Source organism: Streptomyces sp. NPDC055243 (genome assembly GCF_044544025.1).
In the GTDB taxonomy this organism is placed as follows: Bacteria; Actinomycetota; Actinomycetes; order Streptomycetales; family Streptomycetaceae; genus Streptomyces.
Map to the genome: position 1 here is coordinate 900608 of NZ_JBITWR010000002.1, position 26582 is coordinate 927189.

A 26582-nucleotide genomic window follows, 5' to 3' on the forward strand; every position below is an offset into this window, starting at 1 on the left:
GCATGAGAGACGACGACACGCGATCGTCCGCGGAGGCCGACGACCACGTGGGACGAGGGGCCGCCGTGGTGGTCGGCGGCGGTCTGGCCGGCATCACCGCGGCGCTGTCCCTCGCCGACGCGGGCCTGCGCGTGACGCTGCTCGAAGGACGGCCGAGGCTGGGCGGGCTCGCCTTCTCCTTCAAGCGCGGCGAGCTGACCGTCGACAACGGCCAGCACGTCTATCTGCGCTGCTGCACCGCCTACCGCTGGTTCCTCGACCGCGTCGACGCAGCGGCCCTCGCGCCCCTGCAGGAACGTCTCGACGTGCCCGTGCTCGACGCCGACCGGAACCGTCTGGGCCGGCTGCGCCGCACCGCGCTGCCCGTGCCGCTGCACCTGGCGGCGAGCCTCGCCACGTATCCGCACCTGTCGCTCGCCGAGCGCGCCAACGTCGGGCGCGCCGCGCTCGCCCTCAAGGGGCTCGACCCGGCCGACCCCAAGCTGGACGGCCAGGACTTCGGCAGCTGGCTCGCCGCGCACGGTCAGTCCGCGCGTGCCGTCGAGGCCCTGTGGGACCTGGTCGGCGTGGCCACGCTGAACGCCGTCGCGGGGGACTCCTCGCTGGGCCTCGCCGCGATGGTCTTCAAGACCGGGCTGCTCTCGGACCCGGGCGCCGCCGACATCGGCTGGGCACGCGTGCCCCTCGGTGATCTCCATGACACGCTCGCCCGCAAGGCGCTCGACTCCGCGGGCGTGCGAACCGAACTGAGGACACGAGTCACCTCCATCTCCCGTACGGAGAACGGGGGTTGGAAGGTGGAAGTTCCCGGCGAGGAGATCGAGGCGGACACCGTCGTGCTCGCCGTGCCGCAGCACGAGACCCACGACCTGCTGCCGGACGGCGTCCTGGACGAGCCCGACCGGCTGCTCGACATCGACAACGCGCCGATCCTCAACATCCACGTCGTGTACGACCGCAAGGTGCTCAAGCGGCCCTTCTTCGCGGCCATCGGCTCGCCGGTGCAGTGGGTCTTCGACCGGACCGACGCCTCCGGGCTCGCCGACGGCCAGTACCTCGCGCTGTCCCAGTCCGCGGCCCAGGACGAGATCGACGCGCCCGTCGCCGCGCTGCGCGAGCGCTATCTGCCGGAGCTGGAGCGGCTGCTGCCCGCCGCGCACGGCGCCGAGGTGCGGGACTTCTTCGTGACCCGGGAGCGCACGGCCACGTTCGCGCCGACGCCCGGTGTGGGCCGGCTGCGGCCCGGTGCCCGCACCAAGGCCGACGGCCTGTACCTGGCCGGTGCGTGGACCGCCACCGGGTGGCCCGCGACCATGGAGAGCGCCGTCCGCAGCGGCATCAGTGCCGCCGACGCGGCTCTCCGTGCGCTCGACCGCCCCCGTGACCACCTCTTCGACGTCGAGGAGGCCGCGTGAAGCTCGACCTTCTGGGGTCAGGTCCCCAGGAATCCAGCACCGGAACAAGAGGAGAGACTGTGCCGACTGTGCCCTCGGCCGAATCGGCTGCCGACACGGTGGACGTGACCTCACTGCTCGAGCGCGGAAGGACGCTGGCCACCCCGGTGCTGCGGGCCGCCGTGGACCGCCTCGCGCCGCCCATGGACACCGTAGCCGCCTACCACTTCGGCTGGATCGACGCCGAGGGCAACCCGGCGGACGGCGACGGCGGCAAGGCCGTGCGCCCCGCCCTCGCCCTGCTCTCCGCGGAGGCCGCGGGCGCCGCGCCGGAGGTCGGCGTACCCGGAGCTGTCGCCGTCGAACTGGTGCACAACTTCTCGTTGCTGCACGACGACCTGATGGACGGCGACGAGCAGCGCCGCCACCGCGACACGGTGTGGAAGGTGCACGGCCCGGCCCAGGCCATCCTCGTCGGCGACGCCCTCTTCGCGCTCGCCAACGAGATCCTCCTGGAGATCGGCACCGTCGAGGCGGGCCGCGCCACGCGCCGCCTGACCACCGCCACCCGCGCCCTGATCGACGGCCAGGCGCAGGACATCTCCTACGAGCACCGCGAGCGGGTCACCGTCGAGGAGTGCCTGGAGATGGAGGGCAACAAGACCGGCGCCCTGCTCGCCTGCGCGGTCTCCATCGGCGCGGTCCTCGGCGGCGCCGACGACCACACCGCCGACACGCTGGAGAAGTACGGCTACCACCTCGGCCTCGCCTTCCAGGCCGTGGACGACCTGCTCGGCATCTGGGGCGACCCGGAGGCCACCGGGAAGCAGACCTGGAGCGACCTGCGCCAGCGCAAGAAGTCACTGCCGGTGGTGGCCGCGCTCGCCGCGGGCGGACCCGCCTCCGAGCAGCTCGGCGAGCTGCTCGCGGCCGACGCCAAGAGCAACGACTTCGACAGCTTCTCCGAGGAGGAGTTCGCCGCACGCGCCGCCCTGATCGAGCAGGCGGGCGGCCGTGAGTGGACCGCCGAGGAGGCCCGGCGCCAGCACACCATCGCCATCGAGGCGCTGGACACCGTCCAGATGCCTGACCGGGTTCGGGCGCAGCTCGTCGCGCTCGCCGACTTCGTCGTCGTACGGAAGAGATGATCACTATCGGGCAGATATGACTCGCAGTCGCCGGCCGGCGCCCAGCGCGTCGGCCGACGGCGGACCCACAGCAGAGAAGACGACTGCACGAAGGGGAAGCCATGACAGCGACGACCGACGGAAGCACCGGAGCGGTGACGCCCCGCGCGGCCTCGGCCAGCCAGCCACTCGACCGGGCCGTAGCGACGGCAGGGCCGCTCGACGCCGCCGCGCGCGCCATACGGCGCTCCACGGATTTCCTGCTCGCGCAGCAGGACGCCCAGGGCTGGTGGAAGGGCGACCTCGACACGAACGTGACGATGGACGCCGAGGACCTGCTGCTCCGTCAGTTCCTGGGAATCCGGGACGAGAAGACCACCCGCGCCGCCGCGCTCTTCATCCGCGGCGAGCAGCGCGACGACGGCACCTGGGCCACCTTCTTCGGCGGCCCCGGCGAGCTCTCCACCACCATCGAGGCGTACGTCGCGCTGCGCCTCGCGGGCGATGCCCCGGGCGATCCGCATATGGCGCGGGCCTCCGCCTGGATCCGCGACCAGGGCGGCATCGCCGCGAGCCGGGTCTTCACCCGTATCTGGCTCGCCCTGTTCGGCTGGTGGAAGTGGGACGACCTGCCCGAACTCCCGCCGGAGCTCATCTACTTCCCCAAGTGGCTGCCCCTCAACATCTACGACTTCGGGTGCTGGGCCCGGCAGACGATCGTGCCGCTCACGGTCGTCTCCGCCAAGCGCCCCGTCCGGCCCGCGCCCTTCACGCTGGACGAACTGCACAGCGACGCGCGCGTACCCAACCCCGGCAAGCCCCTTGCGCCGATGGCCAGTTGGGACGGCGTCTTCCAGCGCCTCGACAAGGCGCTGCACCTCTACCACAAGGTCGCCCCGCGCAAAGTACGCAAGGCGGCGATGAACCACGCCGCTCGCTGGATCATCGAACGCCAGGAGAACGACGGCTGCTGGGGCGGCATCCAGCCGCCCGCCGTCTACTCCGTGATCGCCCTGCATCTGCTCGGCTACGACCTGGAGCACCCGGTCCTCAAGGCGGGCCTCGCCTCGCTCGACCGGTTCGCGGTCTGGCGCGAGGACGGCGCCCGGATGATCGAGGCCTGTCAGTCGCCGGTCTGGGACACCTGTCTGGCGACCATCGCGCTCGCCGACGCGGGCGTGCCCGCCGACCACCCGCAGCTCGTCAAGGCCGCCGACTGGATGCTCGCCGAGGAGATCACACGCCCCGGTGACTGGTCCGTACGCAGGCCCCGACTGGCCCCGGGCGGCTGGGCGTTCGAGTTCCACAACGACAACTACCCGGACATCGACGACACCGCCGAGGTCATCCTGGCGCTGCGCCGCGTCGACCACCCGGACCGCCGGCGCATGGAGGACGCGATCGCCCGCGGCGTGCGCTGGAACCTGGGCATGCAGTCCAAGAACGGCGCCTGGGCGGCCTTCGACGCCGACAACACCAGCCCGTTCCCCAACCGGCTGCCGTTCTGCGACTTCGGCGAGGTCATCGACCCGCCGTCGGCCGACGTCACCGGGCACGTCGTCGAGATGCTCGCCATCGAGGGCAAGGCACACGACCCGCGCACCCGGCGCGGCATCGAGTGGCTGCTCGCCGAACAGGAGCCGGACGGCTCGTGGTTCGGCCGCTGGGGCGTCAACTACGTCTACGGCACAGGGTCCGTGGTGCCCGCGCTCACCGCGGCGGGCCTGCCGGGCTCGCACCCCGCGGTGCGCCGCGCCGTGGCCTGGCTGGAGTCGGTGCAGAACGACGACGGCGGCTGGGGCGAGGACCTGCGCTCCTACCGCTACGAGGAGTGGCGGGGCCACGGCGCCTCCACCGCCTCGCAGACCGCCTGGGCGCTGCTCGCGCTGCTCGCGGCCGGCGAGGCGGAGTCCAAGGCCGTGGAGCGCGGCGTCACCTGGCTCGCCGAGACCCAGCGGGACGACGGCTCCTGGGACGAGCCGTACTTCACCGGCACCGGCTTCCCCTGGGACTTCTCCATCAACTACCACCTCTACCGGCAGGTGTTCCCCCTCACCGCCCTTGGCCGGTACGTCAACGGAGAGCCGTTCGCGGGCCTCACCGTCAAGGGGGGCTGATGGAGCGCACCCCGGCCGCGCAGGACCCCGCACCGCTGCTGATCGCCTGCGCGCTCGGCATCGAGCGCCTCGCCCTGCGCACGGGCGACCGCACGGGCGCGCACGGGCGGGTCACCGTGCTCCGCACGGGCATGGGCCCCAAGAACGCCGAGCGCGCCGTCACCGACGCCCTCGGCAAGGAACCGCTGCGCCACGCCGCCGTCGTGGCCACCGGCTTCTGTGCCGGGCTCGCCCCCGGCATGCACCCCGGCGACCTGGTCGTCGCCGAGGAGACCCGCGACGCACACGGCCACACGGCGTGCGTCGGCACCGATCTGCTGGTCAAGGAGCTGGTGCGCGCCCTGCCGGGACGCACCGTGCACACCGGCCCGCTCACCGGCTCCGACCACGTCGTCCGCGGACACGAACGCGCCGACCTGCTCGCCACGGGCGCGATCGCGGTGGACATGGAGTCCGCCGCGACGCTGCACAGCGCGCTGCGGGCGGGAGACCGGCCGGTTGCCGCCGTCCGGGTGGTCGTGGACGCCCCACAGCACGAACTCGTCCGCATCGGCACGGTGCGCGGTGGAATATCGGCTTTCCGTGTTCTTCGTGCCGTGCTTCCCGCATTTTTCGAATGGCACCGTTCTTCTTTGCTCCCCCGGAGGTGAGCCAGATGGCCATGCCGCTGCGCCAGACCATCAAGGTCGCGACGTATCTCTTTGAACAGAAGCTCCGCAAGCGTGAGAAGTTCCCGCTGATCGTCGAGTTGGAGCCGCTCTTCGCGTGCAATCTCGCGTGCGAGGGATGCGGAAAGATCCAGCACCCGGCCGGAGTGCTCAAGCAGCGCATGCCGGTGGCCCAGGCCGTGGGCGCCGTGCTGGAATCCGGTGCGCCGATGGTGTCCATCGCCGGTGGCGAACCGCTGATGCACCCTCACATCGACGAGATCGTGCGGCAGTTGGTGGCGAAGAGGAAGTACGTCTTCCTCTGCACCAACGCCATGCTGCTGCGCAAGAAGCTGGAGAAGTTCACCCCTTCCCCGTACTTCGCGTTCGCCGTGCACATCGACGGCATGCGTGAGCGGCACGACGAATCCGTCGCGAAGGAGGGTGTGTTCGACGAGGCGGTGGAGGCCATCAAGGAAGCCAAGAAGCAGGGTTTCCGGGTGACCACCAACTCCACCTTCTTCAGCAACGACACGCCGCAGAACATCATCGAGGTCCTCAACTTCCTCAACGACGAGCTGGAAGTCGACGAGATGATGCTGTCGCCCGCCTACGCCTACGAGAAGGCGCCCGACCAGGAGCACTTCCTGGGCGTCGACCAGACCCGCGAGCTCTTCAAGAAGGCCTTCGCGGGCGGCAACAGGCGGCGCTGGCGCCTGAACCACTCGCCCCTGTTCCTCGACTTCCTGGAGGGCAAGGCGGACTTCCCGTGCACCGCGTGGGCGATCCCGAACTACTCGCTCTTCGGCTGGCAGCGCCCCTGCTACCTGATGAGCGACGGGTACGTCCCGACGTACAAGGAGCTCATCGAGGAGACCGACTGGAGCAAGTACGGCCGCGGCAAGGACCCGCGGTGCGCCAACTGCATGGCGCACTGCGGCTACGAGCCGACCGCCGTCCTCGCCACCATGGGCTCCCTCAAGGAGTCCATCCGCGCCGCCCGCGAGACGGTCTCCGGAAACCGCGGGTGACGTGATGACCCCTGGAACGCCTGTCGCACTGGGCCTTCCTGAGCTGCCGGTCCGACCGATCGCGGAGCGTCGCGTCTCGCGGCGCATCGAGGTCGGGCCGGTGGCCGTGGGGGGCGGGGCGCCCGTCTCGGTGCAGTCGATGACCACGACGCGTACGTCCGACATCGGGGCGACGCTGCAGCAGATCGCGGAGCTGACCGCGTCCGGCTGCCAGATCGTGCGGGTCGCCTGTCCGACGCAGGACGACGCGGACGCGCTGTCCACCATCGCGCGCAAGTCGCAGATCCCGGTGATCGCCGACATCCACTTCCAGCCGAAGTACGTCTTCGCGGCGATCGACGCCGGGTGCGCGGCGGTGCGGGTGAACCCCGGCAACATCAAGCAGTTCGACGACAAGGTCAAGGAGATCGCGCGGGCCGCGAACGACGCCGGTACGCCGATCCGGATCGGCGTCAACGCGGGCTCCCTGGACGCGCGCCTGCTCAAGAAGTACGGCAAGGCAACTCCCGAGGCATTGGTCGAGTCGGCCCTGTGGGAGGCGTCGCTCTTCGAGGAGCACGGCTTCAGCGACATCAAGATCTCGGTCAAGCACAACGACCCGGTGGTCATGGTCAACGCCTACCGCCAGCTGGCCGCCGCCTGCGACTACCCGCTGCACCTCGGTGTGACGGAGGCGGGCCCGGCCTTCCAGGGCACGATCAAGTCGGCGGTGGCCTTCGGGGCGTTGCTGAGCGAGGGCATCGGCGACACCATCCGGGTCTCGCTGTCCGCGCCGCCCGCCGAGGAGGTCAAGGTCGGCATCCAGATCCTGGAGTCCCTCAACCTCCGCCAGCGGCGCCTGGAGATCGTCTCCTGCCCGTCCTGCGGGCGGGCCCAGGTGGACGTGTACAAGCTGGCCGACGAGGTCACGGCGGGCCTGGACGGCATGGAAGTGCCGCTGCGCGTCGCCGTCATGGGGTGTGTCGTGAACGGGCCGGGGGAGGCCCGCGAGGCGGATCTCGGTGTCGCGTCCGGCAACGGCAAGGGGCAGATCTTCGTCAAGGGCGAGGTCATCAAGACCGTCCCCGAGTCGAAGATCGTGGAGACCCTCATCGAAGAGGCGATGAAGATCGCCGCACAGATGGAGGACGAGGGCATCACCTCAGGGGTGCCCGACGTCACCGTGAGCTGAGAAGAACCAGAGAGGGGGCCCGAGCATGACCATTCTGGAAACCATTCGGGGGCCGCGCGATCTGAAGGCGCTGACCGAGGCCGAGCTCGACGAACTGGCCGGGGAGGTCCGGGAGTTCCTGGTGCACGCGGTCGCCAGGACCGGAGGTCATCTCGGGCCCAATCTGGGGGTGGTGGAACTCTCCATCGCCCTCCATCGGGTCTTCGAGTCGCCGCTCGACCGGATCGTGTGGGACACCGGCCACCAGAGCTACGTGCACAAACTCCTGACCGGCCGGCAGGACTTCTCCAAGCTGCGCGGCAAGGGCGGCCTGTCCGGCTATCCCTCGCGCGCCGAGTCCGAGCACGACATCGTCGAGAACAGCCACGCGTCGACCGCGCTCGGCTGGGCCGACGGCCTGGCCAAGGCGCGCCAGGTCCTGGGGGAGCGGGGCCACGTCGTCGCCGTCATCGGGGACGGCGCGCTCACCGGCGGCATGGCGTGGGAGGCGCTCAACAACATCGCGGCCGCGAAGGACCGGCCGCTGATCATCGTCGTCAACGACAACGAGCGTTCGTACGCGCCCACCATCGGCGGCCTGGCCAACCACCTCGCCACACTGCGCACCACCGACAGCTACGAACGGGTCCTGGCCTGGGGCAAGGACATACTCCAGCGCACACCCGTCGTCGGACACACGCTGTACGAGTCGCTGCACGGAGCCAAGAAGGGGTTCAAGGACGCCTTCGCGCCGCAGGGCATGTTCGAGGATCTGGGGCTCAAGTACGTCGGGCCGATCGACGGGCACGACACCGGGGCCGTCGAGTCGGCGCTGCGACGCGCCAAACGCTTCCACGGACCCGTCATCGTCCACTGCCTCACCGAGAAGGGGCGCGGCTACGAGCCCGCGCTCGCCGACGAGGCCGACCGTTTTCATACGGTCGGCGTGATGGACCCGCTGACCTGCGAACCCCTCGCACCCTCCAACGGCCCCTCCTGGACCTCGGTGTTCGGCGACGAGATCGTACGCATCGGCGCCGAGCGGGAGGACGTCGTCGCGATCACCGCGGCCATGCTGGGCCCGGTCGGCCTGACCAAGTTCGCCCAGGCCTATCCCGGCCGGGTGTGGGACGTGGGGATCGCGGAGCAGCACGCCACGGTGTCGGCGGCCGGGCTCGCGACCGGGGGTCTGCACCCCGTCGTCGCCGTCTACGCCACCTTCCTCAACCGCGCCTTCGACCAGCTCCTGATGGACGTCGCGCTGCACGAGTGCGGCGTCACCTTCGTCCTGGACCGGGCCGGTGTCACCGGCGTCGACGGAGCCTCGCACAACGGCATGTGGGACATGTCGATCCTCCAGGTCGTGCCGGGCCTGCGGATCGCCGCGCCGCGCGATGCCGACCAGTTGCGGACACAGCTGCGGGAAGCGGTCGCCGTGGACGACGCGCCGACGCTGCTGCGCTTCCCCAAGGAGTCGGTGGGTCCCGCGATCCCCGCGGTGGACCGGATCGGCGGCATGGACGTGCTGAGCCGAGACGGCCAAGACACCGATGCGGACGTGCTGTTGGTGGCGGTCGGCGTGATGGCGCCCGTCTGCCTCCAGGCCGCGGAGCTGCTGCGGGAGCGGGGGCTCAGCTGCACCGTGGTCGACCCGCGCTGGGTCAAGCCGGTCGACGCCGAGCTGCCCGCCCTCGCCGCGCGCCACCGGGTCGTGGGGGTCGTCGAGGACAACAGCCGGTCCTCCGGGGTCGGTGCTGCGGTCGCCCTCGCGCTGGGCGATGCCGAAGTCGACGTACCCATAAGGAGGTTCGGCATCCCCGAGCAGTTCCTCGCGCACGCCAAGCGGGGCGAGGTGCTCGCGGACCTCGGGCTCACCCCGGTCGAGATCGCGGGGCGGATCAGCGCCACCCTGGCAGCCAAGGAGCACGGAGCATGACCAAGGAGTTCGACCTCGGCAGACTCCTCGCCGAGCGGGGCGCCGAGCGCTACGAACTGCACGCGCGGCATTTGAACCACCAACTGCCGCGCATGCTGCACACCATCGGCTTCGACAAGGTCTACGAACGGGCCGAGGGCGCGTACTTCTGGGACGCGGACGGCAACGACTACCTCGACATGCTCGCGGGCTTCGGCGTGATGGGCCTGGGCCGTCACCATCCCGTCGTGCGCAAGGCGCTGCACGACGTCCTGGACGCCTCGCTCGCCGACCTGACGCGCTTCGACTGCCAGCCGCTGCCCGGCCTCCTCGCCGAGCAGCTGCTGACCAGAAGTCCGCACCTGGACCGGGTGTTCTTCGGCAACAGCGGCACGGAGGCCGTCGAGACCGCCCTGAAGTTCGCGCGGTACGCGACGGGCAGGCCCAGGGTGCTCTACTGCACGCACGCCTTCCACGGCCTGACCACCGGGTCCCTCTCCGTCAACGGCGAGTCCGGCTTCCGGGACGGCTTCGCACCCCTGCTCCCCGACACGGCGATCCCGCTCGGCGACCTGGACGCGCTGAGCAAGGAGCTGAAGAAGGGCGACGTGGCCGGGCTCATCCTGGAGCCCATCCAGGGCAAGGGCGTGCACGAGACGCCGCCCGGCTATCTGCGCGCCGCCCAGGAGCTGCTGCACCGGCACAAGGCGCTGCTCATCGCCGACGAGGTGCAGACCGGCCTGGGCAGGACCGGCGACTTCTACGCCTACCAGCACGAGGAAGGCGTCGAGCCGGACCTGCTGTGCGTCGCGAAGGCGCTGTCGGGCGGCTATGTGCCGGTCGGCGCGACCCTCGGCAAGGACTGGATCTTCAAGAAGGTCTACTCGTCCATGGACCGGGTGCTCGTGCACTCGGCGAGCTTCGGCTCCAACGCGCAGGCCATGGCGGCCGGGCTCGCGGTCCTGTCCGTCATGGACGACGAGGAGATCGTCGCGAACGCGCGCGTCACCGGTGAGCTCCTGAAGTCGCGGCTCGGCGCGCTCGTCGACCGCTACGAGCTGCTGAGCGAGGTGCGCGGCCGGGGCCTGATGGTCGGCATCGAGTTCGGCCGCCCCAAGTCGCTGAAGCTGCGCAGCCGTTGGGCCATGCTCCAGGCGGCGCGCAAGGGGCTCTTCGCGCAGATGGTGGTCGTGCCGCTGCTGCAGAAGCACCGCATCCTCACGCAGGTCTCCGGCGACCATCTGGAGGTCATCAAGCTGATCCCGCCGCTGACCATCGGGGAGCGGGAGGTCGACCGGTTCGTCGAGGCCTTCACCGACGTGATGGACGAGGCGCACAGCGGCGGCGGGCTGATGTGGGACTTCGGCAAGACGCTGGTGAAGCAGGCGGTCGCGAACCGCTGAGCCGCCCGGAGGCCGGGCCGGAGGCTTTTGCCTCTGAGGCAAGAAAGTTGCCTCGGGGGCAAAGGCCTGGCTCAATCGGGGTATGAGCAATGCCGAGCCCGAAACGGTCGGCCCGGAGGCCGCCGAGGCCCTGCCGGCCGTCGCCCCGCAACTGCGTGAGCTGCGGCGCCGTGCCACGCTGACGCTGGAGGCCGCGGCCCGCTCCGCCGGGCTCTCGCCCGCCCATCTCTCCCGTCTGGAGACCGGGCAGCGCCAGCCGTCCCTGCCGATGCTGCTCGCACTCGCCCGCACCTACGGTACGACGGTCTCGGAGCTCCTCGGCGAGACGCCCACGGACCGGGACGCGATCGTCCGCGCCGCGGACATGGAGCCGACACGGGCGGGCGGCTGGACCTACTGGCAGGCGGGCGCGCAGGCCCGTGGCATGCAGGCCCTGCGGGTGCACGTGCCGCACGGGGCGCAGGGCGACATCGTGCGCGTCCACCCCGGCGAGGAATGGCTCTACGTCCTCCAGGGGCGCCTGCGGCTGCGGCTCGGCGACACCACGCACACCCTCGAACCCGGGGACAGCGCGCACTTCGACTCGCTGACCCCGCACCGGATCGCCGCCGCCGACCACCTCGGCACCGACCTTCTCTTCGTCCACACCCTGCTGCAGAGTCCCGCCACCGCGCTGTGCCTCGGCGGGACCGCGCACAGCCCCAGCCTGGGAGACCCGCGATGACGGAACCCGAAGCGCAGCGTCCCGCCCCGACGGACCCCGCGCCCGTGCCCACGCCTGTGTCCACGCCCGCGCCCGCCAAGAAGGCGATGTCCATGGAGGAGAAGTTCCCCCGCGGGCTCTGGGTCCGGCTGATCGTCTACGTGGCCGTCGGCCACCTCTTCGCGGCCTTCATCTATCTGCTGTTCTCGCTGGGCGCGCAGAACCAGTGACGGGCGGCGCCCCTCAGTCCAGCAGGCGCTCGCGCAGCCGCTCGCGGATCTCCGGGGTCACCTTGAGGCCCTCGGCGAGGTAGGTCTCCGTGTCGCCCCAGATCTGCTCGATCGTCTCGAAGGCGGCGTGCAGATACTCGATCCGGGCCTCGAAGAGGGGGCTGAGCAGCTGCATGACCTCGGGGGACATCGCGTTGGGGGAGTCGTCGCCGCGGCGCACCTTGTAGCGGCGGTGGGTGGCGTTCGACTCCAGGTAGTCCGCCTCGATGGCGTCGCGCTCGACGCCGACGGCCAGGAGCGTGACGGCTATCGAAAGGCCCGCGCGGTCCTTGCCCGCGGCGCAGTGCATCAGGGCGGGCAGGCTGTCGGCGGCCATGTCGTGCAGCACGCGGCTGTGCTCGGCGGTCCGCTCCTTGATGATCGCGCGGTACGTGTCGGAGAGGCTCCCCGCGGCCTGCCCGTCCGAGAGGGCCGCGCGCAGCTGGTCTATGTCGCCGTCGCGGACCATCGTCCAGAACTCGGCGCCGTGCGCCGGGTCGGTCAGCGGCAGGTTCACGTTGCGCACGCCGGGCAGCTCGACGTCCGGGCCCTCGAGCCGCTGGTCGGCCGCGTTGCGGAAGTCGTAGACCGTGTGCAGGCCCAGGGTGGAGAGGAACGCGGCGTCGGCCGCCGTGGCGTGCGCGAGGTGACCGCTGCGGAAGAGCCGGCCCTGCCGGACCCGGCGGCCGTCCACGGTCGGAAGTCCGCCCACGTCACGGAAGTTGCGGACTCCGGCCAGCTCGGGCTCGGTCGGCTTCGTCGGCGGGACCTGCTGCGTCACGGGGGGCTCCTCCCGTCCGGCCGCCGGCGCGGCTCGCCGGTGGGGTGCGGCTTCGACCATACGACATGGGTTCCTGAGGCAATCAGTGCTGGTGCGTGAGCGTTGCCTCACAGGTCCGGCCGGGTGCGGCACCAACCCGGCCGTACGGACACGGAGTTCGGACCGCGGGTCCACGGGGGAGGTCCGCCGGGTGTAAGCGGCGCAGGGGCCCGCCGCGTATTCCTGGCTTGGAGGAAACTTGACCGGTGGCTTATCTCACCCCCCGTCAACCCCTCCCTACGGTGGCGTAGGTCACTTAGCGAGGTGAAAGATATGACGACGTGAGAGCAGAGTCGACATCCTTCATCCCAGACACATTCACCTCCTACGCAGCGGTCGGCGACAGCTTCACCGAAGGCGTGGGGGACCCCGGTCCCGACGGAACGTTCGTCGGCTGGGCCGACCGCCTTGCCGTCTTGCTCGACGACCGGCTTCCGGAGCACACCTTCCGGTACGCCAACCTCGCCGTGCGCGGCAAGCTGCTCGACCAGGTCGTCGCGGACCAGGTGCCCCTGGCCAAGGAGCTGGGCCCCGACTTCCTGACGTTCTGTGCGGGCGGCAACGACATCATCCGTCCCGGCACCGACCCGGACGAGGTCGCCGAGCGGTTCGAGCGGGCCGTCGTCGACCTCACGTCGGCGGTCGGCACGGTCATGGTGACCACGGGGTTCGACACCCGCGGGGTGCCGGTCCTCAAGCACCTGCGCGGCAAGATCGCCACGTACAACGGTCACGTGCGCGCGATCGCCGACCGCTACGGCTGCCCGGTCCTCGACCTGTGGTCCCTCAAGACCATCCAGGACCGCCGCGCCTGGGACGGCGACCGCCTGCACCTCTCCGCCGAGGGCCACACGCGCGTGGCGCTCCGCGCGGCCCAGGTCCTGGGCCTCGAGGTCCCGGCGGACCCGGACCAGCCGTGGCCCCCGGAGCCGCCGCGCGGCACGCTCGAGGTGCGGCGCGACGACATCAACTGGGCGCGCGAGTACCTGGTGCCGTGGTTCGGGCGGCGGCTGCGCGGCGAGTCGTCGGGGGACCACGTGGAGGCGAAGGGCAGCGTGGACCCGTACACCGTCAGGATGCACATCACGTCGGCGTCCTAGGCGCAGGGCGGGGGCGCGGAAAATCCGGATGCTTCCGTGGGCGGTGATCACTACGGTGAAGGTGTCCAGGTGCGAAGGCGCGGGTTACTTCCTTTGTTGGGGCGGTTGCGGGTTCGAGTCCCGTCGTCGACTTCGGGTCGGCGTAGCTCAATGGGGTAGAGCACCTTGTCACCCGCACCGACTTCGATCTCTGGACACCTGGCGTGAGCCGTCTGCCCTCGGGGGAAACCGGGCAGGCGGCTTCGTTGTGTCCGGGGTCAGTCCGTCGCCGATTCGGCCGACAGCAGGCCCAGTTCGCGGTCGAGGGCCTCGTCCACCCACGCCAGCATGCGGGTGCGGGGCAGCGCACCCTCGTACGCCGTCATCTGCACCGCCAGGCCATCGAGCAGCGCCGTGAGCCGCAGGGCCGTGGTCCGGGGGTCGGCGCAGGTGAACTCGCCCGCCGAGACGCCCTGTGCGATGACCGCCGCGAGCGCCGCCTTCCACTGCTGGTCCAGCTCGCGCGTCACCGTGCGCAGGGTGGGTTCGCGCAGCGCCGCGGACCAGCCCTCGATCCACAGGCGCCAGCCCTTGGCCTGGCCGGTGGGGGCGTACCAGCGGACGGCGGCGCGCAGACGGCGCAGGGCCGTGCCGCGGCGGTCCAGCAGGGTGCGGAGGTGGGCGAGGTCGCCCTCCGCGGCGTGCGCGAAGGCCGCCGCCACCAGCTTCTCCTTCGTGGAGAAGTGGTACAGGACCAGCGCGTTGCTCACCCCCAGCGCCGCGGCCACGTCCGCGATGCGCACGGCCGCCACGCCGCGCACCTCGATCTGTTCGACGGTGGCGGCGAGCAGCTCCGCCCGCCGTTCCGCCACGCTCAACCGCACTCTCGCCACGCCGGGCAGCCTATCCACCCGCCGCCTGCGCGTTCGCGTACCAGCCGAATCGCTCCCCGATCACCGGCAGGCGGTCGGCCGCCAGCGCGTGGGCGGCCGCGCGCGGCGTCGTGCCCTCCGCGTCCGCGCGGTCCAGCATCACCTCGACCAGGGCCCGCATCGATCGGCGCGTGTGCGCGAAGGCCTCGTCCGCGTCGGCCCCGATGTCGCCGAAGAGCGTCCACCACCACCAGGCGTTGGTACCGGAGTTGACGACGACGTCCGGCAGGACGGTGACGCCGCGCTCGGTGAGGAGCCGCTCCGCCTCCGGCAGGACCGGCATGTTGGCCGCCTCCGCTATCCAACGGGCCGTGATCCGCGCCTGGTTGGTCTGGTTGATCGTGTACGAGACCGCTGCGGGGACCAGGATCTCCGCCTCCGCGGCCAGCCAGGCGTCGCCCGGCAGCTCGCGGTCGCCGGGGCGCAGGACCGAGCGGTCCACGGTGCCGTGCGCGTCGCGGGCGGCGAGCAGGGCCTCCACGTCGAGTCCCGCGGGGTTGGCGATGGTGCCCTTGATGTCGGCGACGGCCACCGTCGTCAGTCCCGCGCGGGCGAGGAACCGGGCGGTCGCGCCGCCCATCGTGCCCAGGCCCTGTACCGCCACGCGCGCGCCCGCGTGCGCGTGGCCCGCGCGATCGAGCGCCGCGAGGACCGCCTCGGCCACTCCGTGGCCGCCGACCAGCTCGCCCAGGCCGATCCCGTCGACCTCCACGGCGAACGCGTCCGCCAGGCGCTCGCGGGCCGCCGCCTCGTCGTCCAGGAGCGGGTAGACGGCCTGGACGGAAGAGATCAGGCCTGCTTCGGCCGCCGCCTTGTCGACCAGGTCCTGGGTCAGGCCCAGGTCCTCGCCCGTCGTCCAGGAGCTCTCGATGTAGGGCCGCATCGCCCGCAGGTAGCGCACCAGGACGTCGTACGCCTCGGGGGCGCGCGGATCGCAGTCGATGCCGCCCTTGGCGCCGCCGAGCGGGATGTAGCGGGCGCCGGGGGCGTAGTGCAGGGCTTCCTTCATCGTCATCCCGCGCGCCAGCCCTGTGACCTCGTCGAGGGTGCAGCCGGGGCGCATCCGCAGGCCGCCGCTGCAGACACCGCGTACGAGACGGTCGATGACCAGGAAACCCCGGTGACCGGTGATGTGGTCGGTCCAGGTGAGGGAGAGGAGGGGCGTGGGAATACCGGCGGACACGGGGGGAACAGGGGTCATGGAGTCCACTCCTACTGAATGGGGAATCAGTAGGAGTACATCACGCACCGATGCGGTTGTGGCCGATGCGGGTCGCTCCGCCCGGCCGCTGTCGGAGGCGGTGGACATAATGGAGATCTGACCCACCCATTCCAGGAGGTGCTGTGTCCCGTTCGCTGAGCTCTGGGCTCCGCTCGCTGAGGACCGCGCCCTTCGGCGCGGATCCGGCCGGTGAGCGGCTCGCGAGGATCCGCAGATCGCCGAATTTCGCCGACGGGACCTTCCAGAACCCCGAGGGGGCGCGGACGAAGCCCACCGGATCGACGCTCGAGTTCGCGAAGATCTACTTCCGCAAGGAGGAGCGGATCCGGCGCGGTCCCACGGGCACCGTTCCCGTGCACGCCACGACCCTCGCCGACCTCGCCAAGCCCCCGGTCGGCGGATTGCGGATCACCTGGATGGGGCACTCCAGTGTGCTCGCCGAGATCGACGGGCGGCGGGTGCTCTTCGACCCGGTCTGGGGCGAGCGCTGCTCCCCCTTCTCCTGGGTCGGCCCCAAGCGGCTGCACCCCGTGCCGGTGCCGCTCGCGGCGCTCGGCCCGGTGGACGTCGTGGTGATCTCGCACGATCACTACGACCACCTCGACATGCCCACCATCCAGGCCCTGGCGGGCACGGACACGGTCTTCGCGGTGCCGCTGGGCGTCGGCGCCCACCTGGAGCACTGGGGCGTCCCCGCCGACCGGCTGCGCGAGCTCGACTGGAACGAGTCCGCGAAGGTGGCGGGCCTGACCCTGACGGCGACGCCCGCGCGCCACTTCTGCGGCCGCGGCCTGCGCAACTACCAGCACACGCTCTGGGCGTCCTGGGTCGTCGCGGGATCCGAGCACCGCATCTACCACAGCGGGGACACCGGCTATTTCGGCGGCTTCCGGGACATCGGCGCGGAGCACGGTCCTTTCGACGTCACGATGATCCAGATCGGCGCGTACAGCGAGTTCTGGCCTGACATCCACATGACCCCCGAGGAGGGCGTGCGCGCGCACCTGGACCTCCAGGGCGGGCGGCCCGAGGGCGTGATGCTGCCGATCCACTGGGGCACGTTCAACCTCGCGCCGCACCCGTGGACCGCGCCGGGCGAGGGCACGCTCGCCGCGGCGGGCCGTGCGGGGGCGCGGATCGCGCTGCCCGTCCCGGGTGAGCCGTTCGAGCCCGCGGCGGACTCCGTTCCGGCGGAGCCGTGGTGGCGCGGCGTCGCGATCGAGCCGGAGGGCGGGTGGACCCCTCCGCAGGACGTCACGGCGGACGTCGAGCGCACCGAGCCCGCCGACCGCGCGGAGCGCACGGAGGGCACCGGCGAGCCCGAGGCGGCGCGGGTCGGCTGACGGAAGCGGGACGGGAGGCGCCGGGGTGCTCGCTGCCCGCGGCACCTCCCGGGAGGCCGGGGCGCCCGCGTACGACGGACGCGCCGCCCCGAGGCCCCAGCCGGGCGCGCCGCCCCGAGCCCCGGCCGGGCGCGGACGCCAGGGCCGAGCGGCGGCCCGCACCCTGCTCGGCCGGTGCGAGCGCTAATGGGCCTCGACCAGGAGCAGGGCGCGACAGGATCACGTCGTCGGCGTCTTCTACCGTGATCCGCCGTGATCTGCGTGATCGGCCCCGGTCGGATCGCTACCGCCGCCCGCCGAACTCCCAGTCGTGGACCTCGATGCCCGCGTACCGATCGGAAGCCAGGACACCGCGTGCCGTGTCCTGGTCCGGCGCCCGGACCAGCGCCGCCGTGCCCAGCCAGGTGGTGCCGTCGTCGGAGAGCAGCGGCCCGTACGCGATCAGCTCGTCCAGGTCCGGTGGTGTGTCGAGGTCGGCGTCCCGGCCCGAGCCGAGGCCGATGACCAGGTAGCGGTTGCCCTCGGTGGTGCCACCGGGGAAGTCCCACATGGTGCGCCCCAGCGTGTTGCGCCACCGGCGCAGCAGCACGTCGCGGTAGGCGCCCGCCTGGTAGTTGGGCTCGTCGAAGGCGAATGCGCGGGCGGCGGCGGGATCCGGCAGGTCCACGATGTGCACGCTGCCGGTGGGCGTCTCGCCGTCGGCCGCGAACGTCGGACCGCGCGCGATCAGCTCCGCCGCGTACTGGTCCATGTAGGACCAGTGGGCCTCCAGCAGTTCCTCGCGCAACGTGACGGAGCCGGGCCGATCGCGGTGGTAGCAGAAGAATTCCATGCACAGACTCTCGTCAACGGACGGCCGAGTCTCAACGGGTTTTGGTGACGAGGGTCGGAACAGACGCCCCACCGAACAGACGTCCCACCGTCTATTCGGACGGTCGTGCGACGCGTCATACCAGAGCGGGACGCGGAGTGCCGGACTTTGTCAACTGCCTCCCGCACATGAAGCGTTGGTGACTACCGTGAGTGTCCGCCGGTCGACGCAGGGATCATGGACAGGGATCGCGCCTGTGCCCTCCCGACCGGTACGGCGATGCCGCGAAGCCACGCGACGCGCGCCCGTCGGAGCCCGCACCCTGACCGAGGACGCTGATGTCTCACCTTCGTGCACCGGCCGCCCGCGCAGACCGCCGTGAGGGCGGCGGGCGGCACGGCAGGCCCGGCAGCCGACCCGCCGCGCCGCTGCCCGAGGCCCGGATACGGCCCCAGCTCCTGCGTATCGCCGTGCTGCCCGCCGTCGCGGTGGTGCTCTGCGCCGGTGCCGCCGTGATCTTCATCGTCCGGTCCGCCCCGGGCCCGCTCGACCCCGCGCTCCTGCTCATCCTGGCCGCCGCCGGGGCCATCAGCCTGGCCAGCGTCGTGATCGCCGCCGTCGCCGCCGACCGCACCGCGACCTCCGTACGCGAGCGCGTCGGCACCCTGCGCCGCAGCACCGCGCGCGGCCAGGCCGAACTGCGCGACGTCGTCGAGAAGCTGCGCCGCGGCGACGGTCCGCCCCCGCGCAGGGCACCGGCCAGATCCGCCCAGGACGGCGACGACTTCGGGCTGCTCGCCGACGAACTGTCCCGGGCCCAGGACGTCGCCGTCTCCGCCGTCGTGCAGGCCTCGCAGCTCTCCAGCCACGCGGGCAGCGAACAGAAGGTCGAGGTCTTCGTCAATCTGGCCCGGCGACTTCAGTCCCTCGTGCACCGCGAGATCTCGATCCTCGACGACCTGGAGAACGAGGTCGAGGACCCGGAGCTGCTCAAGGGCCTCTTCCACGTCGACCACCTGGCCACCCGCATCCGCCGGCACGCCGAGAACCTCGCCGTGCTCGGCGGCGCCATATCGCGCCGCCAGTGGAGCAACCCGGTCTCCATGACGGAGGTGCTCCGCTCGGCCATCGCGGAGGTCGAGCAGTACTCCCGGGTCAAGCTGGTGCCGCCGATCGCCGGCACCCTGCGCGGCCACGCCGTCGCCGACGTCATCCACCTCCTCGCCGAACTCGTCGAGAACGCCACGGTGTTCTCCGCCCCGCACACCCAGGTCCTGCTGCGCGCCAACCTGGTGACGGCGGGGCTCGCCGTCGAGGTCGAGGACCGCGGGCTCGGCATGCCCCTGACCGAGCAGAACAAGATGAACCACCTGCTCGCCGACCCGGACCAGGTCAACGTCGCGAGCCTCCTCCAGGACGGACGGATCGGCCTCTACGTGGTCTCCGCGCTCGCCCGGCGGCACGGCATCGCGGTCCGCCTCCAGACCAACATCTACGGCGGCGTGCAGGCCGTACTGATCCTGCCGCAGGGCCTGCTGGGCGCCGAGCCGCAGAACGAACCCGTCGCCGCCGGGCACCCGCAAGGGGCCCCTGACGCCGCGCCGCAGGGCGCCCCCGACGGCGTACGGCAGAGGACACAGGCGCCCGCGGCCGTCCCCCACCCGGAGCCGGTGGCCGTGCCGCGGCAGCCGGTGCCGGACGTGCCGCCGAGCGGGCCGCACGCTCCCGCACCGCACGCTCCCGCACCGCACGCTCCCGCACCGCACGCTCCCGTGGCGAACGGCTCCGGGCCCGCCCCGCTGCCCGTGCGCGGCCGGGAGGGCAGGCCCACCCCGGCCGACGCCGTGCCGGGGATCAGGCCTGAGGACCGCCAGGCCGCGGCCGAGAACGCCGGGACACCGCCGACCCCCCTCAACGGCGCCGTGCGCGGCCGGGTGGGAAAGCCCCAACTGCCCAAGCGGCGCGCCCAGGAACACATCGCGCCCCAGCTGCGGGACGCCCCCGCGCCCCGCCCGGAGAGCGATTACCCCGTCGGCCACGACCCGGGCCTGATGGCCGCCTTCCAGCGCGGCATCGGACTCGCCGCCGCCCAGGAGACGCGCGACGCGGCGCCCGAAGCCGACCTCCCCGATCTCCATGTCCCCCGCGACGGGGGCGACCAGGGTGGCTGAACCCCACCACCCCGCCGGCACCACGTCTGCCCCGGCAGACCCTCGTACCCCAAGGAGTCGATCCACCATGGCGAGCGATGCGCCGACCGGGCAGGTATCCGACCTCGACTGGCTGATGAGCGGACTCGTGCAGCGCGTGCCGCACACCCACAGCGCGGTCCTGCTCTCCTCCGACGGACTCGTGAAGTCGGTCCACGGCCTCGACCCGGACAGCGCCGACCACATGGCGGCCCTCGCCTCCGGGCTCTACTCGCTGGGGCGCAGTGCCGGCATCCGGTTCGGCGACGGCGGTGACGTGCGCCAGGTCGTCGTGGAACTCGACTCCACCCTCCTGTTCGTCGCCACGGCCGGCTCCGGCACCTGTCTGGCGGTGCTCGCCGGGCGCGACGCGGACGCGGCGGTGCTCGGCTACGAAATGACGATGCTGGTCAAGAGCGTGCGCCCCTACCTGATGACCGGACCCCGGCAGCCCGCCGGCGAACCCGCCCCGATGAGGCATTGAGCGTGGCGGCCCCGCACGACGGGCCATGGCTCGACGAATCCGCCGGACGCCTCGTCCGTCCCTACACGGTCAGCGACGGACGGACCCGGCCGACCGCCCAACTGGACCTCCTGACCCAGGTGATGGCCACCGGGAGACCGGTCATCGGCTACCTGGGGCCCGAGCACACGCAGGCGCTCGGGCTCTGCGCGGCACCCACGTCGGTCGCGGAGATCGCGGCGCAGCTGAAACTGCCCGCGGTCGTGACCAAGGTGCTGCTCTCCGATCTCGTCGACTGCGGGGCGCTCACCCTGAGGGCCCCGGACTTCTACCACAACCCCACTGACCGGTCCCTGTTGGAGGCAGTGCTCGATGGACTACGACGACAGCTCTGACCCCTTCCCCACCGCGTTGAAGATCCTGATCGCGGGCGGATTCGGGGTCGGCAAGACGACCTTCACGGGCGCGGTGAGCGAGATCGCGCCGCTCAGCACGGAAGAGCTCCTCACCACGGTCAGCGAGGGCACCGACGATCTGTCGGGCGTCGAGAACAAGACCACGACGACCGTGGCCATGGACTTCGGACGCATCACCCTCGATCCCGAGCACGTCCTCTACCTCTTCGGTACGCCCGGCCAGGAACGCTTCTGGTTCATGTGGGACGAACTCTCCGAGGGCGCGCTCGGCGCGGTGGTCCTGGCCGACACCCGCCGCCTGGAGGACTGCTTCGCGGCGGTGGACTTCTTCGAGCAGCGCGGCATGGGCTTCATCGTCGCCATCAACGAATTCGACGGCGCCCACCGCTACGAACCCGAAGAGGTACGGTCCGCCATCGACCTGGACCCGCAGGTGCCCGTCGTGCGGTGCGACGCGCGCATCTCCAGCTCGGGCATCGCGACCCTCCTCACCCTCGTCAAGCACCTCCTCGCCCACGCCCCGGCCGCACCGAGCTACGGAGCCCACACCTGATGTACGACACGACCGCGAACCTGCTGCTCACCCCCGTCGACAGGGAGGCGCCGACCCGGGTGCGGAGGCTGCGCAGGCTCGGCATAGGACTCCGTCCGGACCTCGCCTTCGACGCCTTCGCCGACCGGCTCGCCGAGGTCACGGGCGCGCCGTACTCCATGGTCAACTTCATCGACGAGAACCGGCAGTTCTTCGCGGGCCTGCACACCCCGGGCGATCCGGAGCACCGCTACATGGAGCGCGATCACGGGTACTGCCCGCATGTGATCGTGCGGCGCAAGGCCCTCGTCCTGGAGGACGTCTGCGACTACCCGCGGTTCGCGGGGAACCCGGTGGTCGACGAGATCGGCATCCGTTCCTATCTGGGCGCCCCGCTCATCGACCGCACGGGCATCGCGCTCGGCACGGTCTGCGTGGTGGACGTCGAGCCCCGGCCCTGGGGCAGGGCGGGCCTGGAGACGATCAAGGCGATGGCGGCGGACCTGATCGAGCAGATCCACCGCCGGGAGGACGGCGGGATCTGAGTCACACCTCCAGGACGTCGCCGTCGGGAAAGCGGACGCGCACGGTGTCGCCGTCGACCTCGCAGGAGACGGCCTGCCGCAGCGCCGAGGGCCGGACGGCGTCCTGGGAGAGGGCGACCAGCGTGACGTGGACGCTCGCCCCGCCCTCGTGGCGGGCGGACGTCAGATACGGGGTGGCCGAGTGCGGCCCGTAGGCGTTCGCCGCCACCTCACGGGCGATGCCCGCCCCCTCGTCCCAGCCGTGCAGTGCGACGACAGCGCTGGTCAGCCCGGCTTCCGTGCGGGTGAGCGCCCAGCCGGGGCCCTGTTCGGCGTGCGGGGGTGCCTCGTCGGCCACCGCGTAGCCGCCCTCGCGGACCGTCGCGCCCGCCGGGGCCTGGACCCGGTGGACGCGGATCTCCCACGGGCCGTGCAGCGCGCTGGTCGTCTCGACGGGGAACGCCTCCCGCGTGCCGGGCAGCAGCGCCTCGTGGCGGGATGCGGCCACGCGCCCCTCGCAGCGCACCGGGTGGATGCGGCGGCGGCGCGAGGGGGTGCCGTCCGGCGCGAGGAGCGCGAGGTGGTTGTCCACGGTGCGGCCCCATGCGCTCGGGGCGGTTTCGGGGGCGGTCGCCGTGGAGTAGGCGAACTTGGCGTAGTGCGGGTCGTCGGCCGCGGGGCCTTCGAGCGGGTTGTGGTCGCTGCCGTGGTTGACCAGGCGGACGATGCCGTCGTGCCGTGTGCCGTGCAGGAGCCAGCCGGGCTCGGGGAGCGCCGTGTACTGGTCGGACTCCTCGACGGGGAGCGGGAGTTCGCGCTCGGTCCACACCGGGTGGTCGGCGGGCAGGAGCAGGCCGAGGAACCCCTTGCTGGCCCAGTAGGGGGAGGCCGGACCCGAGTAGGCCTGGGTGGCGGGCAGGAACGTCCCGTACCAGCCGAGCGGCAGCAGACCCCGCTCGTCGGGGACGCCGCGCTCCACGAAGTGCCGTGCGGTGCCGGACGCCAGGCGCCGGGTGAGGCCGGGGGCCAGGGGCGTGCAGTCCGCGAGGGCGCCCATCCAGACCGGGGCGGTCGTCGCGAACCGGTAGGTCAAGGAGCGGCCCTGGTGGACGGGAGCGCCGTCCGCACCGAAGAACTGCGGGTAGGTGTCCAGGAATTGGGCCAGCCGCTCGCGGTAGACCTTGGCGCGCGCCTCGCCGTCCGGGCCCGCCATGCGGGACCAGAGCAGCGGGTACAGATGCATCGCCCAGCCGATGTAGTAGTCGAAGTTGCGTCCGTCGCCGTCGCTGTACCAGCCGGCGCCGCGGTACCAGTCCTCGATGCGGTCCAGGCCGCCGTCGATGTCCGCCTGGTTGTACGGAGCGCCGACCGAGGCCAGGAACTGCTCGGACACCACCTGGAAGAGCCGCCAGTTGTTGTCCCACGTCCTGCCGCCGACGAAGCCGGAGAACCAGTCCACGACCCGCTCCTGGACCCGGGGATCGAGCTTGTCCCAGATCCAGGGGCGGGTCTCGTGCAGCCCGATCGCGATCGACGCCGCCTCGACCATCTGCTGCGAGCAGTCGCTGAGTGCGGGCCAGGCCTCACCGCCCGCGCCGTCGCGGTCCGTGCCCGCTGTCAGACCCTGCGCGTAGCGTTCGAGGAGGTGGGGGTCCACCTCACCGCCCGCTCCCGCGATGCGGAAGGAGGCGAGGAGAAATGACCGTGCGTACCCTTCGAGACCGTCCGAGACGACCCCCGACCAACTGCCGCGCCCCGGCAGCCGGTACTGCGCGAAGTTCGGCGTCGCGTACGGGACGAGCGCCTCCAACTGCCGGTCGGCGAGCGCCTCCCAGTGGGCGCGGGTCCACCCCGTGAGCGGGGACAGGACCCGGTCGGTGGGCGGCAGGGCCAGGTGCGGTGCGGGCATGGCGGGTCCTCCGAGAGGTCGGTGGGGCGGCGGTCACCTCGCGGTCACCTCAGGAGCGCGGTGTGCGTATGGCCGCGCGAGCCCCCGACGCGGACGGTGACGACCGGGCGGCGGCCCGGCGTGACGGTGACCGTGTCGTCGGCACGGACCACCTTCCGTACGGCGAAGGGCAGTTCCACGGTGACCGTCGTGCCCGTGCGGCCCGGGTCGGCCACGGCCAGCGACATGCCGCCGTCGCCGCCGCGTCGCACGATCACGGTGCAGGGTCCCGATGCCGTGAGACCGGCCGCGCTGCCGGGCTGCCAGAAGTGCGCGGCGACCAGGCCGTGCCGACGGGCCTCGACGGCCTGGGCGGTGGCGTCGTTCGCCACGATGCGGACCGGCCGTGAGTGGGACCAGAGAGCGGTCGCGGTGGCGCCGGCGCCGGGGAGGAGGACGTAGGCGTACGAGGACGCGGCGGGGGAGACGCCGTGGTCGAGCCACAGGGTCAGATAGCGGCGGGTGAGCGGAGTCGTGCTGCCCCCGGTGTCCGCGCCGGTGTTGATCTCCCGCCAGGTGCCGGTCCGCTCCTCGCGCAGGGCGTGCAGGCGGGCGCCGCCCCGGTCGTCGGAGGTCGTTCCGGGGTGGTCGGGGAAGACGTAGCCGCCGGTGCCCTCCAGGTGGGCCCAGCGGGCGCCGGGCAGGGTCGCCGACCAGCCCGAGTGCGAGGGCTGGCGCCGGCCGTCGACCGTGAGGCGGGGCGCCCCGGCCTTGTACAGGTTGCGGTTCTCGACGACCGTCTCGATGGTCCGGCCGTCGCTCGCCGTGATGTCCGCGCCCAGGGCGACGACGGCGTTGTCGAGGAAGAACCACGCCTTCCTCGCGCGCAGCGTGCTGCCGTCGGCGAGGAGCTCCATCGCGGCGGCGCCGTACCGGCCCTCGAGCACCGCGCCGCCCGCGACGGCGTTCTTCGGCCGGTAGGTCCCCGTGCCGCCGCCCGAGCCGATGTCGGCGCGCTTGCGGGTGTCCACGGTGGTGCCCGGCAGGCGGTACGGATCGACCGTCGCCCAGAAGCCGTCCCCGAACTGCCCCAGGTCGTCGCCGTCGTACAGATAGGCCATGCCGTCGCCGGTGTACCAGCCGTGCAGGTTCTCGCCGTTGCCCGCCTCGTACGCGGCGATGCGCTTCGAGGAGAGCGAGAGCGTGAGCGCCCAGCCGGGGCGCCGGTGCACCACCCGGTCCATGTCCGCGAACGCGAAGTGCCCGGTGAGCCGGTCGGTGGCCGGCACGGCGGGGTCGTCAATGACGGCCTTGGCGCGGGCGAGCGCCGGGACACCCACCAGGCTCAGATAGGGGTGGGTCTTGTTGCGCCTCATCCAGCCCTTGGCCAGCGCGCGCCAGCGTTCGGCGTACGCGGCCGGTGCGCCGTCCGCCAGCTGGAGGATGTTGGTGAGGGCCGCCGCGCCGTCCTTGTGGTCCGGCGCCTTCTCGCGGGACGTCGCACGGCCGCGCAGCGCGTCCATCATCAGGCCGTCGAAGATGACCGGCGAGAAGGTCCGGTCCACCGCCTCGAACAGCACGGACGTCTTCGGATCGGTGACGGCCCACTCGGAGTCCGCGAGCAGCGCGATCAGCTGTCCCGCGCTGCCGAGCAGGACACTGCCGTACGTTCCCGTGTACGCGACGGAGCCGTGCTGCACGAACGACCCGTCCTCGTAGAACCCGTCGCCCGAAGTGACGTACGTGAACAGGCTGTTCTTGCCCTTGTCCCGGACGTCGGACAGGCCGTCGCGCGCCAGGGCCAGGGTGGCCGCGTCCCGTGCGAGGAGTCCGCGCAGTGCCACGATGACGGCCTTGTCGGCGCGGTTGGCGCCCGTCTCGGACAGGGTCGGGATGTTGGTGCGGCGGTCCGGGTCCGGGCAGAACTTCGCCACCGTGGAGGTGTACTTCGCCAGGTCGGCCGCGGGAACCTTCTCGCGCAGCAGCACGCACGTGTCCATCAGGGCGCGGGGCGCGCCGATCTCCCAGAACCACCAGTTGCCGGATTCGGGGCGGCTGGTGTTGTAGGCGTCGGCGTGCAGGAAGCGCAGGGCTTCGAGCAGGCCGTCCGCCGCTTCGGCGCTGCCGCTCAGGGAGGTGCCGGGCGTGGCCCAGGCCGTGGCTATCGTGCGCAGGCGGGTGTAGCTCTGGCCGAAGTTGCCCGGGTCCTTCGCGGGGGAGAGGTCGGCCCACAGGGCGCTGCGGCCCGCGGACCGGTCCAAGTCCCGCCACCAGCCCGCCGCCTGGGTGTCCAGGACCTTCAGGGCCGCCGCGAAGTCCGGGTCGGCGGCGTCGAACGCGCCGCCGGTGAGTTGCGCCGCCGCGCGGGCGAGCAGTGGATCGTACGGGTCCGCTCCGTCCCCGGGGGCTGCCCATGCCGTGCCGCCCGTGGCCACCGGCAGAAGCGCGGAGGCGGCAGCCGCGGCGAGGAGTGTGCGGCGTCGGGGGCCGGCGGGGCCGGGGAGGGGCGTAGGCATGCGGAACTCCCGTGGGTGTCGGGGCATCGGGGCATCGGGGCAGGGGAGGGAGAGGCGTGAGCGATTCCGCGACAGCATGTAAGCGGTTGCT

General features: G+C 71.9%; 23 protein-coding genes. 17 read left to right on the top strand and 6 right to left on the bottom strand.

What is annotated here, in order from left to right; all coding sequences use genetic code 11:
- The first annotated feature begins 2 nt into the window (after positions 1–2).
- From hpnE to ACIGXX_RS08805, 10 genes are all read left to right on the top strand, one after another.
- Positions 3–1415, top strand: coding sequence for a hydroxysqualene dehydroxylase HpnE (gene hpnE / locus ACIGXX_RS08760; protein ID WP_351161200.1), 1413 nt, complete (start codon positions 3–5; stop codon positions 1413–1415).
- Positions 1412–2542 (top strand): polyprenyl synthetase family protein, encoded by a 1131-nt coding sequence (locus tag ACIGXX_RS08765; RefSeq protein ID WP_351161203.1) that lies wholly within the window; start codon positions 1412–1414, stop codon positions 2540–2542. The genes hpnE and ACIGXX_RS08765 overlap by 4 nt, the downstream gene beginning before the upstream one ends.
- Positions 2543–2643: 101 nt before the next feature.
- The gene (gene shc / locus ACIGXX_RS08770) at positions 2644–4638 is read left to right on the top strand and encodes a squalene--hopene cyclase (RefSeq protein WP_351161205.1); all 1995 of its coding nucleotides are present in this window, start codon (positions 2644–2646) and stop codon (positions 4636–4638) included.
- Positions 4638–5288 (top strand): 1-hydroxy-2-methyl-2-butenyl 4-diphosphate reductase, encoded by a 651-nt coding sequence (locus ACIGXX_RS08775; RefSeq protein ID WP_351161208.1) that lies wholly within the window; start codon positions 4638–4640, stop codon positions 5286–5288. The genes shc and ACIGXX_RS08775 overlap by 1 nt, the downstream gene beginning before the upstream one ends.
- Positions 5289–5293: 5 nt before the next feature.
- Positions 5294–6316, top strand: coding sequence for an adenosyl-hopene transferase HpnH (gene hpnH / locus ACIGXX_RS08780; RefSeq protein WP_351161211.1), 1023 nt, complete (start codon positions 5294–5296; stop codon positions 6314–6316).
- A 4-nt stretch (positions 6317–6320) separates the two neighbouring features.
- A complete protein-coding gene (ispG, locus tag ACIGXX_RS08785) occupies positions 6321–7487 on the top strand; it encodes a flavodoxin-dependent (E)-4-hydroxy-3-methylbut-2-enyl-diphosphate synthase (protein ID WP_399973965.1) in 1167 nt (388 codons plus the stop codon).
- Positions 7488–7512: 25 nt separating this feature from the next.
- Entirely contained in the window at positions 7513–9402 is a 1890-nt protein-coding gene (gene dxs / locus ACIGXX_RS08790) for a 1-deoxy-D-xylulose-5-phosphate synthase (protein ID WP_351161216.1), read from the top strand.
- Positions 9399–10784 carry an aspartate aminotransferase family protein gene (locus ACIGXX_RS08795; RefSeq protein WP_351161218.1) on the top strand — a complete coding sequence of 462 codons (1386 nt, stop codon included), beginning with the start codon at positions 9399–9401 and terminating at the stop codon, positions 10782–10784. Before dxs ends, ACIGXX_RS08795 begins: the two co-directional genes overlap by 4 nt.
- Before the next feature lie 82 nt (positions 10785–10866).
- The gene (locus ACIGXX_RS08800; protein WP_383823310.1) at positions 10867–11508 is read left to right on the top strand and encodes a helix-turn-helix domain-containing protein; all 642 of its coding nucleotides are present in this window, start codon (positions 10867–10869) and stop codon (positions 11506–11508) included.
- A 92-nt stretch (positions 11509–11600) separates the two neighbouring features.
- Complete coding sequence (locus ACIGXX_RS08805) at positions 11601–11717, top strand: DUF6126 family protein (protein ID WP_135329603.1); 117 nt, start codon at positions 11601–11603, stop codon at positions 11715–11717.
- A 13-nt stretch (positions 11718–11730) separates the two neighbouring features.
- Here the strand turns inward: ACIGXX_RS08805 and ACIGXX_RS08810 are convergent, their stop codons facing one another.
- Positions 11731–12537, bottom strand: coding sequence for a tyrosine-protein phosphatase (locus ACIGXX_RS08810; protein WP_351161222.1), 807 nt, complete (start codon positions 12535–12537; stop codon positions 11731–11733).
- A gap of 320 nt (positions 12538–12857) precedes the next feature.
- Between ACIGXX_RS08810 and ACIGXX_RS08815 the strand changes: the two genes are divergently transcribed.
- Positions 12858–13676 (top strand): SGNH/GDSL hydrolase family protein, encoded by an 819-nt coding sequence (locus ACIGXX_RS08815; protein WP_351161225.1) that lies wholly within the window; start codon positions 12858–12860, stop codon positions 13674–13676.
- Between the two features lie 257 nt (positions 13677–13933).
- On the opposite strand, the gene ACIGXX_RS08820 is transcribed toward ACIGXX_RS08815, so the two are convergent.
- Positions 13934–14548, bottom strand: a complete 615-nt coding sequence (locus ACIGXX_RS08820) for a TetR/AcrR family transcriptional regulator (protein WP_351161227.1) — start codon at positions 14546–14548, stop codon at positions 13934–13936.
- Between the two features lie 10 nt (positions 14549–14558).
- Positions 14559–15788: a Glu/Leu/Phe/Val dehydrogenase dimerization domain-containing protein gene (locus tag ACIGXX_RS08825; protein ID WP_351161229.1), complete on the bottom strand. Its 1230-nt coding sequence runs from the start codon at positions 15786–15788 to the stop codon at positions 14559–14561.
- 143 nt (positions 15789–15931) lie between these two features.
- On the opposite strand from ACIGXX_RS08825, the gene ACIGXX_RS08830 reads away from it, so the two are divergent.
- Positions 15932–17152 carry an MBL fold metallo-hydrolase gene (locus tag ACIGXX_RS08830; RefSeq protein ID WP_399973974.1) on the top strand — a complete coding sequence of 407 codons (1221 nt, stop codon included), beginning with the start codon at positions 15932–15934 and terminating at the stop codon, positions 17150–17152.
- A 283-nt stretch (positions 17153–17435) separates the two neighbouring features.
- Here ACIGXX_RS08830 and ACIGXX_RS08835 read toward each other — a convergent pair whose 3' ends face one another.
- Positions 17436–17984 carry a YciI family protein gene (locus tag ACIGXX_RS08835; RefSeq protein WP_351161235.1) on the bottom strand — a complete coding sequence of 183 codons (549 nt, stop codon included), beginning with the start codon at positions 17982–17984 and terminating at the stop codon, positions 17436–17438.
- Between the two features lie 317 nt (positions 17985–18301).
- Here ACIGXX_RS08835 and ACIGXX_RS08840 point away from each other — a divergent pair, with 317 nt between their 5' ends.
- The 5 genes from ACIGXX_RS08840 to ACIGXX_RS08860 all read left to right on the top strand — a co-directional run bounded on the left by ACIGXX_RS08840 (position 18302) and on the right by ACIGXX_RS08860 (position 22108).
- A complete protein-coding gene (locus tag ACIGXX_RS08840) occupies positions 18302–20134 on the top strand; it encodes an ATP-binding protein (RefSeq protein WP_399973977.1) in 1833 nt (610 codons plus the stop codon).
- A 67-nt stretch (positions 20135–20201) separates the two neighbouring features.
- A complete protein-coding gene (locus tag ACIGXX_RS08845) occupies positions 20202–20636 on the top strand; it encodes a roadblock/LC7 domain-containing protein (RefSeq protein ID WP_351161240.1) in 435 nt (144 codons plus the stop codon).
- A gap of 2 nt (positions 20637–20638) precedes the next feature.
- Positions 20639–21010 carry a DUF742 domain-containing protein gene (locus tag ACIGXX_RS08850; RefSeq protein ID WP_249586447.1) on the top strand — a complete coding sequence of 124 codons (372 nt, stop codon included), beginning with the start codon at positions 20639–20641 and terminating at the stop codon, positions 21008–21010.
- Positions 20988–21584 carry an ATP/GTP-binding protein gene (locus tag ACIGXX_RS08855; RefSeq protein ID WP_249586446.1) on the top strand — a complete coding sequence of 199 codons (597 nt, stop codon included), beginning with the start codon at positions 20988–20990 and terminating at the stop codon, positions 21582–21584. Before ACIGXX_RS08850 ends, ACIGXX_RS08855 begins: the two co-directional genes overlap by 23 nt.
- Positions 21581–22108: a GAF domain-containing protein gene (locus tag ACIGXX_RS08860; RefSeq protein WP_399974384.1), complete on the top strand. Its 528-nt coding sequence runs from the start codon at positions 21581–21583 to the stop codon at positions 22106–22108. The genes ACIGXX_RS08855 and ACIGXX_RS08860 overlap by 4 nt, the downstream gene beginning before the upstream one ends.
- Before the next feature lies 1 nt (position 22109).
- Here the strand turns inward: ACIGXX_RS08860 and ACIGXX_RS08865 are convergent, their stop codons facing one another.
- Both ACIGXX_RS08865 and ACIGXX_RS08870 read right to left on the bottom strand, forming a co-directional pair.
- A complete protein-coding gene (locus ACIGXX_RS08865) occupies positions 22110–23996 on the bottom strand; it encodes a DUF2264 domain-containing protein (protein ID WP_399973982.1) in 1887 nt (628 codons plus the stop codon).
- A gap of 44 nt (positions 23997–24040) precedes the next feature.
- A complete protein-coding gene (locus tag ACIGXX_RS08870; RefSeq protein WP_399973985.1) occupies positions 24041–26491 on the bottom strand; it encodes a polysaccharide lyase 8 family protein in 2451 nt (816 codons plus the stop codon).
- Between the last annotated feature and the right edge of the window lie 91 nt (positions 26492–26582).